Origin of the sequence: Fortiea contorta PCC 7126 (assembly GCF_000332295.1) — a bacterium.
Classification (GTDB): domain Bacteria; phylum Cyanobacteriota; class Cyanobacteriia; order Cyanobacteriales; family Nostocaceae; genus Fortiea; species Fortiea contorta.
Genome location: NZ_KB235930.1, coordinates 2,582,767 through 2,595,440, shown reverse-complemented (window position 1 = coordinate 2,595,440; position 12,674 = coordinate 2,582,767). Strand labels below are relative to the sequence as shown.

Below are 12,674 nucleotides of genomic sequence, written 5' to 3'. Positions count from 1 at the left end.
TCTCCCCTGTTCCTGTGCAAGTTCTTAGCATCTGTGCAGTTTTTGGTTTCAAATCCCGCCCACAAAACGACCAGGACTAAATATATTATTGCTGTCAAACTGTTTCTTAATATCGCGCATCAACTGGAGAGCGTTACCAGGGTATCCCCAAATATCGATTTTTTGTTTAACTGCGATAGGTGCTGTCAAAATAGATAAAAAACCACCAGATTTTTCGCAGATACTACGGACTTGTAAAGCTTGATCAAGATGAGAAAATTGTAACCAACCTAAACCACTGCTCATGTGAATTAACCCTATTTCTACCTGCTGCAAAAGCTCGACGGATGCAGTGGGTAATATTCCTATTTTGCATGTAATTACAGATTCTGTGTTAGCAGAGTGGATTTGTTCTGGTAATCTTTGCCATAAATTAGCTTCCTCCGCATCTCCATAAAACGCCCCATTTAAACCCAATTTTTCTCCTACTTGTAAAAGTCGGTTGCTTTGTTCTTTGACGCTTTCGCTAATATTTTGAAACCGGGTAATTAATCCTAGTCCTTTACCCAATTCTAAGGTAGAGACTAATTTAGTTGATAGTAAATCGGCTTGGGTTGGTGTTAATGCTGAATTCCGGAGAGTAGCTGCAGCTTGAGATATGGCGTCCGCTTCACCGGTGAGTACTACTGTTCCTGAAGTTGCTTGCTGTGGATAAACTCGAAAAGTTACTTGACTGATTACACCTAATGTGCCATGAGAACCTGTAAACAACTTCATCAAGTCATATCCAGCCACATTTTTGACAACTCTTCCTCCGGCTTTGGCGATTTGTCCATCAGCACGTACAAAGGTGATTCCTAGGAGTTGGTCACGTACACTGCCATAGCGTTGTCTGAAGGAACCTGTGTCACCTGTAGCTACGATACCACCAATGGTGGCTGATGCTGGCATGGCGGGGTCGAGAGCCAGAAATTGTCGATGTTCTGCCAAAATAGCCTGGAGTTGAGAGAATTTCATCCCAGCTTCTACTGTAACAGTCAAGTCACCAACAGCGTGTGCAATCAATCGGTTGATGCGTTCGGTGCTCACCACCACTTCCGCGCCGATGGTTACACCTCCCCAATTAATTTTACTACTGTTGCCGCAAGGAAGGACGCGCCAGTTGTGATGGTGTGCGGCGGCGATAACTGCAGCTAGTTGTTCTGGGGTCGAGGGATAGACGATACAACTGGGAGTGTTTCCAGGAGCTATGGCTTGTTGGATACGTTGTTGGTGACTGGGTTCAATGCTTTCCCACAGACACACGCCATTTTCTTCACTCACTATAGATGCAAGACAAGAAGCGATCGCTTTCATCAGTTTATTTTTTACGCCCTACATCTAATTTACTGGTTAACTTTACCAAAAAAGCGCCCAGTACCCAGTTAGTCTCGGCATTCATTGGCAAAGTCTTCTCAATCTCTCAGTTAATACCCTGAGTACAGTAACTAAGGTTTACTTTGTTAAAAAAAACTTTATAAATGCCACGCTTTATTTAAGTAAAAACCACGAGGTAATCTAATTAATTATGACTTAATCTAGCTACAGAAAACTGATGAACTCCAGTTTTTTTGAGCTAATTTGGCAATTTTAAAGTTATACAGCCAAAAAAACCTAGACTTGATTTACCAGGGTAGCAATGTTACTAATTTGTCATCAAATTTACACAGTTAAGTTTGTTATCATCCCACGCTGGCGATCATATAGAGGTAACGCTCTGGGTAGTAGAGAATTCTGCCGGGATGTTGGGGTCAAGACATAAACTATCAAAAATATTTCATCGCTTTTTTATTTGTTTCAACTCTCCAGTCCCTATTTTAGGGTAATTGAATCTACAAAATCTGGGAGCGGTGTCAAGAATATAGATGGCACATTATCAAAAGTGATTTTAGCCTTTTTTTGATTTTCCCGTGCACTCAGTTTTTCTGGTACGAGAAATCAGTAAATCAGGGAAAAATTGCACGTTGCTTACATAATATTTAGCAATTTAATTAGATATTTCATGGTTAATTATCTTAGCCTACTAATTGTCATTTTTATATTGTTTTCAGTAATGTTATTCACAGCATTAATGTAGTCTTTAGAGATTGCCGCTATGCCCATCTTCAAGTATATAATTCATAATTATGTATTGATTTTTCTTCACCACACGGTACTAAGAAAAAATGTTATGTGCTGGCAAAATATATGTAATAGCGTTGAGATAGAAGATGAATTGAATCAAAGCGTGCATCAATTAAAATTAACTATATCTAGCTTAATTAATACCAAATATAACGTCATTATTAATCGAAAAAATCAGCCTATCAATTATATTGTTATTTTAGGAAAACCGCAGATATTAAGTATATTCAACAATGCCAATTTGCTACAGTTAAATCAATTTAGCACAAAGTTAGTATCTTTAAAAACCATGGACATAATCAAAAAGCCTCTAACTACCTTAGAGCAAGCCTTTGATGTAAATGCAAAGTTAAATATGATGTGTCATTCTGGTATACATTATTTAGCGATCGCGAATAATATGAAACAATTTTCATGTGCGGTGATACCAGAAAATTTGACAGTAAAATTACAAAAAGAACTTTTGCAAACCAGACAACAATTAGAATTAGAAATTGCTCAACGTTGCTCATTAGAGCTAGCATTAAAAAAAGCAGAAGCCGAGTTAGCTAAACAAGTTAATCAAGCTCCAGAACAATCTATAAAACTACAACAAGTATCGACAGAAAAAATAAGCGATTGCCCAGTAAATCACGTAGAATTATTACTTACAAACTCTGAATTACAAGAACTTTTTCAAGCTTTTTCTGACGTTTATTTTCGACTCGACAATAATGGGATAATTCTGAGCTACCATACTAGCGAAACTGCTGAATTTTACTTACCATCTGCATCATTCATCGGTAGACATATACAAGATATTATGCCAATTCAAGTTGGGCACGAACTTCAGGAAGCCATTGTACAACTAAACCAAACAAAATCTTTGGTAGCCATTGAATATTCCTTGCCAACAACAGCAGGAGAAAAAAGCTTTGAAGCTCGATTGATCCTATCAAACCAAAAGCAAATTATCATGATTATTCGTAACATTACTGAAAGTAATATTATTGCTCGTAAACAAGCAGAAAACAAACTTAAATCATCTCTCAAAGAAAAAGAAGTATTATTAAAAGAAATTCATCATCGTGTCAAAAATAATTTACAGGTGATATCTAGTTTATTACGTCTCCAAGCTAGATATATTAATGACGAAAAAGCCATTGATATTTTTCAAGATAGCCAGAATCGAGTTCGAGCTATGGCCATGATTCATGAAAATTTATATCAATCTCATGACCTAGCAAAAATAGAAGTTGCTGATTATATCGAGAAATTAACTAATAATTTAATTTGTTCTTATGGTGTTAAGCCAAATATTCAAATTCATTTAGAAATCGAGAAATTTTCCTTAAAAATAGATACAGCTATTCCCTGTGGATTAATTATTAATGAATTAATTTCCAATGCTCTAAAACACGCTTTTAATAACCGAGAGCAAGGCGATATATATGTAAATTTTTCCAAATTATATACAGATAAATACTCTTTAAGTATTAGCGATAATGGCATAGGATTGCCAAAAGATATAGACTACTACAAAAATCAGTCACTCGGCTTACAATTAGTCTGGAATTTAGTAGAACAATTGGAGGGTAGTATTACATTTAATCCAGTAGGAACAGTTTTTAAAATTAGCTTCTAAAAGCCAAAATAGAGAGTAATCAAAATGAGGGAAAAAATCTTGATTGTTGAAGACGAAAGAATTATCGCTTTTGATATCAAGAATTGTCTAGAAAAATCAGGATATACTGTACTTGCTATTGCTGCTTATGGGGAACAAGCAATCGCTCATGCTACAGAATTTCATCCCGATTTAGTATTGATGGATGTCATGTTAAAAGGTAATATGAGCGGCATAGAAGCTGCTACAGAAATTACTTCTCGCTTGAATATACCGATTGTTTATCTAACTGCATATTCCGATGTAAGTAATATGCAAAAAGCAAAACATACACAACCATTTGGATATATACTTAAACCCTTTGCAGAAACTCAATTAATTACTACTATTGAAATTGCTCTCAGCAAACATCAAGCAGAAATGGTAATGCGCGAAGCATTACAAAAAGAAAAAGAAAATAGACAAATCAAATCTAATTTCGTTTCCATGGTTAGTCATGAGTTTCGTAACCCTTTGAATAACATTTCTACTTGCACTGAATTGCTAATAAATTATAGCCATCAATTAAATGAAGCTAAAAAAACTGAATATATTTATCATATTCAAAACTCTGTCCAACACCTAGACGCTTTATTAAATGATGTACTATCAATGGGTAAATCAGAAATAGTCGCTTCTCAGTTTAATCCAGCGCCCATAGACTTATACAATTTTTGCAACAATCTCATAACTGAGATTAAATTAACTGCTAGTGAACACCATAATATCATCTTCACTATGCAAGACGAACACGGTTTGCAAGTGTTAACCAAAAATAAACAAATATCTTATTTAGATGAAAAATTGTTGCGTCATATTCTGACGAATTTGTTGTTAAACGCTGTGAAATATTCACCACACGGTGGTACAGTATGTTTGGAAACTTTTTGTGTGCAAGGAGAAGTGATTTTCCGAATTCAAGATGAAGGCATTGGTATTCCTGAAGCTGACCAAGAAAACCTATTCAATTCTTTCCAAAGAGGGAGCAATGTAGATAACATCCCAGGAAATGGTTTAGGATTGGCGATTGTCAAAAATTATGTAGATTTGCATGGTGGGGAAATTTATTTTGTGAGTAAAGTTGGATTTGGTACAACATTTATTGTTAATTTACCGTCACAATTAAAATAATATTTATAGCAGTTAATAACCATATAAAAATACCCGATTTTGTCAATAAATCGGGTATTTTTAGTTGTATTTAAAAACTTCTCCGATTAAGCTTTAACGGCTTGCTGATTCGTATCAGGCGAATAATAATTGCTATTGCCGTCAATTCCTGTAATTAATCTAGCACCACGATTGCGAGTAAAATAGTTCCATGCCCACTGAATTATGACTACTAATTTGTTGTCAAATTCTATTAAAAAATAAATGTGAATTACTAGCCAAAATAGCCATGCTAGGAAACCTGTGAGGCGAATAAAACCAAAATCTACGACGGCGAAATTTTGCCCAATCATCGCTAAACTCCCTCGATCTGCATAGCTAAAGAATGGTAAAATATTACCTTGAAGCCGTTGTTTAATTAGCGTAGCCACATATTGTCCCTGCTGTTTGGCTACAGGCGCGACGCCGGGTAGAGGCTTACCATTTTGATGAGAAAAATTAGCCAAGTCGCCAATAACAAAAATATCAGGATAACCGTGAATACTTAAGTCAGATTCAACAATAACTCGTCCTGCCCGATCAAGTTCCACATTTGTGCGCGCTGCTAACACTTGTCCCATCGGTGAAGCTTTCACACCTGCTGCCCATAATATCGTTTTTGAGGCAATTTCTTTGATTCCATCTTCTTGTTTAATGGTGACAATATTGTTTTGAATATCTGTCACCAGTGCTTTTGTCTGCACAATTACACCCAATTTTTCCAGAGATGCCGCTGCTGATTGTGATAATTCAGGTACGAAGGGTGGTAAAATGCGATCCATGCCTTCTAAAAGAATGATTTTAGCTTCTGAAGTGTTGATATTGCGAAAATCTGCTTTCAGAGTTTGGTATGCTAGCTCTGCGATCGCACCTGCTAATTCTACCCCAGTCGGGCCGCCACCAACAATGACAAAAGTTAACCAAGCTTGACGTTTAAGTGCATCAGTTTCTTTCTCTGCAGCTTCAAATGCTGTAAAAATTCGACGCCGCATTTCTATTGCATCTTCCACGGTTTTTAAACCGGGGGCGAATTCTTCCCAATTATCTTTACCAAAATAGGAATGTTTTGCACCTGTGGCGACAATTAAGGTGTCATAAGGTATCTCTTCATCGCCGACAAAAACTTTTTGCGCTACTGGGTCAATATCATTCGCTTTACCCAGCAACACCTTTGTATTCTGACTTTTATTTAATACCGCTCGCAAGGGTGAGGAAATATCCGCAGGTGATAACGTCCCTGTGGCTACTTGATACAACAATGGCTGAAATAAATGGAAGTTCCGCTGATCAATAAGTGTAACATTGACTGCCGCCTTGGCGAGGGTTTTTGCCGCATACAGTCCACCAAAGCCACCGCCAATAATCACTACCTGATGTGGTGGCGGGTTGTCAAGGGAGTTTGCCATCATCAATATTGCCTTATGTTATGACTACTGTAACTATTCTTAACAAATTTGTATCGAAATTGTCATGAGCATTTGTGTTCACCTTGAACATCTGCCAAAATAGCTACACTCATCAACTGTTAATTACTGTTAGGTGTGTCCTCTCGCAGCAAGGCGCGAAATCCTGCTTGCTGAAAATGCTCATTAGCCGTCAAAGCTTCAGTAATTCCACTATATTGCATAACAATAAAAGATACACAATCTTTGAGGCTCCATTCCTTCTCTAGCCTTTCACAATAGAGCTGAAAAGCCCTGTCATACAGTTGCTGTGATAAAGGCACAATTTCTACTTTCGAGTCTGCAGTTAGGGCATTTAATAAGATTACTGCTCCCTGGCGGTGGGGTTGTTTAGACAAAGCATTACCAATTTCTAACATCACTGCTTGTGTCGTCACCAAGCGTGTTCCTGCGGTTTCCATCAGTCCAGCCCATTGAGCAGCTCGCTTATGCAAGTCATCATACGGTGCTGACAAGGCAATAGCAAAAGATGTATCAAGAAAGACCTCAGACTTCATGCAGAATATCCAGACTTCACGAATATTTGTCTATATTGGCAGCCCAATTAGGAGAACCCTGCAGTTTGAGCGATCGCGCCGCCATTAAAAACGATACACTTTCCTGTTCCTCAGGTGGCAAGATTTCTACAGTGATTCGCACACGGGTGAGTGCTGGTAGGGCGATGGGTTCTGTAGGATAGAACACTTTCCCATCAAATACTGCTGCTATTTTTTCGCTCATTTTTTCCAGAAACGCTCTCAATACTATCCTAAAGTGTGCCCAGTACTATCAGGGTAGGGTAGAGGTGTGCATTACTGCACATTGGTGTCAACTTAACGTGAAACCCTTGTCAGAACTCGATTTTAGATTCACTCACTTACCATGACAATCCGCGTTACCCCACCCCGGCTTTGCTGGCGCAAAACCACCCCTCCCCTTGGCAAGGGGAGGGGATTAAGGGGTGGGGTAAAACGCCTAGGGGACAAAGGTTTTAGCTTAAATTGACACGTATGATTACTGCATCACCCCTCCCATTCGGCACCGTGCTTGCGACTTTCACCGCACACCGCTACTCAGAGTGTTATCCATCTGTCAAAGGTTCTTCCCACCCCTCTCGTTGGAGTGGGCTACAAGCCGACTTTCTGTAAATGCGATCGCTCTTTTAGTGAAACTGAAGGCAGGGTAAGGGGATTAATATAAGTCTACATGGACTTGAATTTGCTTACATTCGCAAAAAAACGAACGGGACTTTTGAATGTGTAGGTAAACAAGGAGAAACATAAAATGAGTGAACAACAACTCTTGCAAAACCCCGGCACGCATTTTGTAGAAATGCCATGTTTTGATACTGACTCTCAAGCTAATTTGCGTAGCGGAGTTATTTTAATTAGTCCACTAACTGCCAAAGAATAAGTAGATAAGTTTTTGAAAACTGAAAGACACATTGCTCATTATGAACTTGCAACTACCTACACTGTAGGGCGCGAAGGGCAAGAAAAACATATTTGGGATTTTAGTCATTACGAAGTCTATGAACCAGTAGATACAAAACTTCCTTCAGTAGTTATTCTTCGGTATCGTCGTAGACATTTTGAGAAAATGCCAGAGCAGAATATAGATCACAGCCTAGCAGCATGAAACTTTTTTCTCTGGTATTGTACCGATAAAGGAGTTTAAATATGAACGTATTTAAAAGCACATTTGGTTTTAACCACAAAATACCAGAGAAAAGTAATCACACCTGCAATGTTAATTCGATTAGGTGAATTAGTTAACCACATATCCCAGAAATGGGGCTACTGGCGGGAATAGCGCCAGCGTTGTCTTGACGAATTGGCTCTTCCTCAATAAAAAGACCCTACCTCTCAACAAAAGTAACAAAGGTAGGGTGCGGATCAAAGACGGGTCAAAGATAACATACTATTTGTCAAATGCATCCAACTACTTAATTAGGGAATCGCAATTGATCGCAATAACCGCTCAACTACACTTCTAGCGGTGCGTCCACTTCTAGGAATCAGACGATGACAAAGGACGTGGGGGACAAGGAATTTGACGTCATCAGGAATCGCATAATCCCGCCCTAAAATAAAGGCTAAAGCTTGGGTAGCTCGTTGTAATGCCAAAGTACCGCGAGGACTAACGCCCAAAGAAATTTCCTCATCTTGTCTTGTTGCCCGGACTAATTCCAGCATGTATTGTTGTAGAGAGGTTTCTACTCTTACCTGAGCACAGAGTTGACGCAATTGAGTTACTTCAGCCAAAGTCACACAAGGTTGTAACTGATCAATCTTCACTCCTGTGGATTGAGTTAGCAGCATTTGCAGTTCTTCCGATTCTGAAGGATAGCCCAAACTCAGCGACAACATGAATCGATCCATCTGCGCTTCTGGAAGGGGAAAAGTACCTTGATACTCTACTGGATTTTGAGTTGCAATCACAAAGAAAGGTGTAGGAACCGGGCGAGAAACACCATCCACCGTTACCTGATGTTCTTCCATCACTTCCAACAAAGCCGATTGAGTGCGCGGTGTCGCCCGGTTGATTTCATCAGCTAGTAAGACATTGGTAAAGATTGGCCCAGGAAGAAAGCTAAATTCGCCGTTTTTGGGGTTCCAGATATTTGTACCAGTGATGTCTGTCGGTAATAAGTCGGGAGTACATTGTAACCTTTGAAATTTGCCATCAAGCGATCGCGCCAGAGATTTAGCCAGGAGAGTTTTACCGACACCAGGGACATCTTCAAGTAGCGCATGACCCCCACCTAATAGCGCTACTAGCACCAAGCGTATAGCTTCAATTTTGCCCACAATAGTCTGAGCCAGATTTTCAGTTAAAGCGTCAATTTTGGTTCTCATTGATTTAGGGAATAGGGAATAGGGTATGGGATACGGGTCATTCCCCATTTCCCATAGCCAGTATTCCCACTCCATGCTGTACACTGATCACTGAGTACTCAAAACTTCCCTAGCGATCGCACAGTCGAGTTGAATTTGGGTTTTCAGTGCTGCTAAATCAGGAAATTTTTGTTCGGGACGCAAAAATTCTACTAGTTGTACTGCTAGCTTCCGGTTATATAAATCACCAGACCAATCAAACAAGTGTACCTCTACTGTTGTTTCTGTACCTTGTACTGTAGGGCGATTGCCGATATTCATTGCTCCCAAACACACAGTATCTACACTTTGCTCTCCTGTATCACTGAGAATAAAAACGCGGACAGCATAAACACCTAGACGGGGCAAAAACTTATCTTTGGGTAATTGCAGGTTAGCGGTGGGAAAACCGATGGTTCTACCCCTTTGCTGACCGGGAATAACGATACCATAAAGGGTGTACGGACGGCCCAAGAGGAGATTGGCACTTTTGATGTCGCCGGTTTCCAGGGTGTGGCGGATCAGGGAAGTGCTAATGGTAGGTTCTTGATCAGTGCTAACGCGATCGCAACTGTCCTCTTCTGGTAAATTATTACTGCCTACATAAGTTCGCAAGGGAACTATGGTGACAGGGATATGATATTTTGCAGCGAGCTTTTGCAAACCTTCAGCAGTACCAGTGCGCTGTTTACCAAAACAGAAATCTTGTCCCACACTAATTTGCTGACATTGCAATTGTTGCACAAGAATCTTTTCCACGAACTCTTCCGGAGACAAAGCCGATAATTCCTTATCGAAAGGCAACAATACTAGCTGTTCTATCCCTAGCGATCGCAATTGTGCAACTTTTTCATCTAATGGAGTTAATAAACACCGGGGTTGTCCCGAAAAAAACTCCTGGGGATGGGGATGAAAAGTGACAACTGTTGAGTATATTCGTTCTTGTGCAGGTAAATTATCTACTGGGGACGATGACGTGGAGCGATCGGGTAAGCCTGGGACTACATTTTCCCCATCTTCCCATTTCCCTTGATCTGCACGGAGTGGCGGGTATTCATTCTCCATCGCCTTATCTCTTCTTGCTGGCTGCAAAACTGGTTGAATTACCCTTTGATGACCAAGATGCACACCATCAAATTTACCAAGAGCAACAGCAGTTGGTGTCAGAGCTAATTCTGTCGAAGAAGCAACCCACAAAGAACACCCATTTTGAGACAAATTTAACACGTGGATTCTGGGATTTTAGGTTTATTTTACTATCAAGCACAAGCTACCCGGTGAGATACCGTTGAGAAGATCCTACTTCTGGAGTTTTGGCGGTGTCGCCCAAGAGATATCTCGTGCTGAGAGCTTCCGATCACCAATCTAATCTAAAATTGAGAATCCCTTTGGTTGTCTGTTTCAAGCAGAATATTTGCTAATGGGAATAGATTCTGATAACGGTACAGAAACACTCACCTGAAGCATCATTCCTTCTCGTGCCATAATTGCACCAGGAAATTTAGCTACCGCTTGTTCACCCACACGATCCAAAAAGTCATCATTGTGAGCGGGGTCGTGGTGAAAAATTACCAAAGTTTTGACATTAGCGGCTTGGGCTAGCTTAACCGCTTCTTGCCAAGTAGAATGTCCCCAGCCAATTTTTGGCATTGATGGCGAATGATATTCCTCATTTGTGTAGGTGGAATCGTAGATTAAAATATCGGCATTGCGAGCCAACCGCAAGGTATTTTCATCTAACCTGTCAGGAAAATGCTCTGTATCAGTGATGTAAGCAGCAGCGCCACCACGCCAATTAACTCGGTAGCCCACCGCTTCACCTGGATGATTCAGGGGTGCTGTTTCTACGGTAATATCGTTGATACGTATGGGTTGCCCTGGTGATATGTCACAAAAACTCAAATTAGCCTGCATAATTTGCAAGGGAACAGGAAAATTAGGGTGGAGCATTTGGTCGTTGAGACGTTGCTCAATTGTGGAACCATCAGGAGCGATCGCACCGTAGATCCAAAAATTATTTCCCTTGATAAATCCTGGACTAAAGAAGGGAAATCCTTGCATATGATCCCAGTGAGAGTGGGTGAAAAACAGATGGGCTTCTGTTGGCATTTGGCGCAATAAAGATTGCCCCAAAACATGTAATCCTGTGCCACCATCGAAAATTAAGCGTTTACCGCCCACTTGCATCTCAACGCAAGGGGTGTTCCCGCCATAACGGACGGTGTGTGGCCCTGGACTGGGGATGCTACCACGAACGCCCCAAAATTGCACTGTGAATTGGTTCTCTATCCTTGACATGGGTGTTGCTTACTGGACTGAGCGGGCGATAAATCAAAAAATGTTACTTATTTTGTTCAGTGTATGCTGTCTAATCGTATTTAGTAGCAAAAGAAGGGAATTACTTGGTAAAACAGCATACCCTGTTGAGGGCTAGTTTTCTATATGGGTGTGAGGTATTATTAGGCACAAAACCTTAATTGTTTGGGCTTAGGCGATCGTCAAGATCAAAAGCGCTTCTACTTTATAGCCTAAAATTTTCGCCAATGCATTCAATTACCTCATGACGCTGACTAGATATCAAAAGATTCATGGGAAAGGAAATTCCCAATTAGACAATTTTTGTAATCCGCTGGCATAGGTAAGATTGTATTGCAGTGGTGTGATGCTAATAAAATTTTTCTGGATCACATGCACATCTATTGGTATATTTTGCGGCAAATTTAACCCTAGAGGCGGTTCTATATCCTCAATCACTTCCCCAGTTAACCAGTAGTAAGTTTTACCACGAGGATCGATGCGACGGTCAAACACATCAACGTAGCGCCGCACTCCTTGTCGCGTGATGGTGACGCCAGCGATTTCATCCTCTGTGACTGGGGGAATGTTAACATTCAACAGCATTAATTCTGGTAGAGGTCGTGCTGTTAGTTGTTCTACAAGGATTTTGGCAAAGTTTGCTCCTGGCTGAAAGTCTCTCGATACGTGACTCGCAAGACTAAAGGCGATGCTAGGAATTCCCTCAATTAGCCCTTCCATAGCTGCCGAAACAGTTCCAGAATAAAGGATCTCAGTTCCTAAATTTGCGCCCTGATTAATCCCAGAAAGCACCAAGTCGGGCGGAGATTCCAGCAAAGCCCACAATGCTAACTTCACACAGTCTGAAGGAGTACCATCACAAGCCCAAGCTTTGACTGCGGGATGAAAAATTGACTCAACAATTTCGGCGCGAATCGGTTGATGTAAAGTTAATCCGTGCCCAGTTGCCGATCGCTCTCGATCAGGACAAACTACAGTTATATTGTGTCCTGCTTCTGCCAAACAGTTGGCGAGGGTGCGGATACCCAAAGCATAAATGCCATCATCGTTGCTAATCAGTAATTTCATGGCTCAAGAGTCATTGGTCATTAGTCATTAGTCATCAGT

The 12,674-nt window shown here is 40.4% G+C and carries 11 protein-coding genes and 1 pseudogene; 4 read left to right on the top strand and 8 right to left on the bottom strand.

Annotated elements, in window-relative coordinates:
* Positions 1-48: 48 nt before the first annotated feature.
* A complete protein-coding gene (locus tag MIC7126_RS0112020) occupies positions 49-1,335 on the bottom strand; it encodes an FAD-binding oxidoreductase (protein WP_017653397.1) in 1,287 nt (428 codons plus the stop codon).
* 853 nt (positions 1,336-2,188) lie between these two features.
* Between MIC7126_RS0112020 and MIC7126_RS28625 the strand changes: the two genes are divergently transcribed.
* Both MIC7126_RS28625 and MIC7126_RS0112010 read left to right on the top strand, forming a co-directional pair.
* Positions 2,189-3,766: a sensor histidine kinase gene (locus MIC7126_RS28625; protein ID WP_017653396.1), complete on the top strand. Its 1,578-nt coding sequence runs from the start codon at positions 2,189-2,191 to the stop codon at positions 3,764-3,766.
* Positions 3,767-3,790: 24 nt separating this feature from the next.
* Positions 3,791-4,915: a hybrid sensor histidine kinase/response regulator gene (locus tag MIC7126_RS0112010; RefSeq protein ID WP_017653395.1), complete on the top strand. Its 1,125-nt coding sequence runs from the start codon at positions 3,791-3,793 to the stop codon at positions 4,913-4,915.
* Positions 4,916-5,001: 86 nt separating this feature from the next.
* Here the strand turns inward: MIC7126_RS0112010 and MIC7126_RS0112005 are convergent, their stop codons facing one another.
* The 3 genes from MIC7126_RS0112005 to MIC7126_RS0111995 form a co-directional block, all read right to left on the bottom strand.
* Positions 5,002-6,339, bottom strand: a complete 1,338-nt coding sequence (locus MIC7126_RS0112005) for an NAD(P)/FAD-dependent oxidoreductase (RefSeq protein ID WP_017653394.1) — start codon at positions 6,337-6,339, stop codon at positions 5,002-5,004.
* A gap of 119 nt (positions 6,340-6,458) precedes the next feature.
* On the bottom strand, positions 6,459-6,893 hold the full coding sequence (locus MIC7126_RS0112000) for a type II toxin-antitoxin system VapC family toxin (RefSeq protein ID WP_017653393.1): 435 nt from the start codon (positions 6,891-6,893) through the stop codon (positions 6,459-6,461).
* 16 nt (positions 6,894-6,909) lie between these two features.
* A complete protein-coding gene (locus MIC7126_RS0111995; RefSeq protein WP_017653392.1) occupies positions 6,910-7,116 on the bottom strand; it encodes an antitoxin family protein in 207 nt (68 codons plus the stop codon).
* Positions 7,117-7,659: 543 nt separating this feature from the next.
* On the opposite strand from MIC7126_RS0111995, the gene MIC7126_RS32250 reads away from it, so the two are divergent.
* Complete coding sequence (locus tag MIC7126_RS32250; protein WP_017653391.1) at positions 7,660-7,788, top strand: hypothetical protein; 129 nt, start codon at positions 7,660-7,662, stop codon at positions 7,786-7,788.
* 288 nt (positions 7,789-8,076) lie between these two features.
* Positions 8,077-8,172, top strand: a pseudogene (locus MIC7126_RS31945) (IS200/IS605 family transposase); the annotation flags it as partial.
* A 152-nt stretch (positions 8,173-8,324) separates the two neighbouring features.
* Here MIC7126_RS31945 and MIC7126_RS0111985 read toward each other — a convergent pair.
* From MIC7126_RS0111985 to surE, 4 genes are all read right to left on the bottom strand, one after another.
* Complete coding sequence (locus tag MIC7126_RS0111985; RefSeq protein WP_017653390.1) at positions 8,325-9,233, bottom strand: AAA family ATPase; 909 nt, start codon at positions 9,231-9,233, stop codon at positions 8,325-8,327.
* Positions 9,234-9,320: 87 nt separating this feature from the next.
* Positions 9,321-10,478 (bottom strand): bifunctional riboflavin kinase/FAD synthetase, encoded by a 1,158-nt coding sequence (locus MIC7126_RS0111980; RefSeq protein WP_017653389.1) that lies wholly within the window; start codon positions 10,476-10,478, stop codon positions 9,321-9,323.
* Between the two features lie 174 nt (positions 10,479-10,652).
* Positions 10,653-11,549 carry an MBL fold metallo-hydrolase gene (locus MIC7126_RS0111975; protein WP_026100201.1) on the bottom strand — a complete coding sequence of 299 codons (897 nt, stop codon included), beginning with the start codon at positions 11,547-11,549 and terminating at the stop codon, positions 10,653-10,655.
* 288 nt (positions 11,550-11,837) lie between these two features.
* Complete coding sequence (gene surE, locus MIC7126_RS0111970; RefSeq protein ID WP_017653387.1) at positions 11,838-12,635, bottom strand: 5'/3'-nucleotidase SurE; 798 nt, start codon at positions 12,633-12,635, stop codon at positions 11,838-11,840.
* Between the last annotated feature and the right edge of the window lie 39 nt (positions 12,636-12,674).

Coding starts and splice junctions, on each gene's coding strand:
- MIC7126_RS0112020 (WP_017653397.1), bottom strand. CDS start 1,335: ATGAAAGCGATCGCTTCTTGTCTTGCATCTATAGTGAGTGAAGAAAAT.
- MIC7126_RS28625 (WP_017653396.1), top strand. CDS start 2,189: ATGTGCTGGCAAAATATATGTAATAGCGTTGAGATAGAAGATGAATTG.
- MIC7126_RS0112010 (WP_017653395.1), top strand. CDS start 3,791: ATGAGGGAAAAAATCTTGATTGTTGAAGACGAAAGAATTATCGCTTTT.
- MIC7126_RS0112005 (WP_017653394.1), bottom strand. CDS start 6,339: ATGGCAAACTCCCTTGACAACCCGCCACCACATCAGGTAGTGATTATT.
- MIC7126_RS0112000 (WP_017653393.1), bottom strand. CDS start 6,893: ATGAAGTCTGAGGTCTTTCTTGATACATCTTTTGCTATTGCCTTGTCA.
- MIC7126_RS0111995 (WP_017653392.1), bottom strand. CDS start 7,116: ATGAGCGAAAAAATAGCAGCAGTATTTGATGGGAAAGTGTTCTATCCT.
- MIC7126_RS32250 (WP_017653391.1), top strand. CDS start 7,660: ATGAGTGAACAACAACTCTTGCAAAACCCCGGCACGCATTTTGTAGAA.
- MIC7126_RS0111985 (WP_017653390.1), bottom strand. CDS start 9,233: ATGAGAACCAAAATTGACGCTTTAACTGAAAATCTGGCTCAGACTATT.
- MIC7126_RS0111975 (WP_026100201.1), bottom strand. CDS start 11,549: ATGTCAAGGATAGAGAACCAATTCACAGTGCAATTTTGGGGCGTTCGT.
- surE (WP_017653387.1), bottom strand. CDS start 12,635: ATGAAATTACTGATTAGCAACGATGATGGCATTTATGCTTTGGGTATC.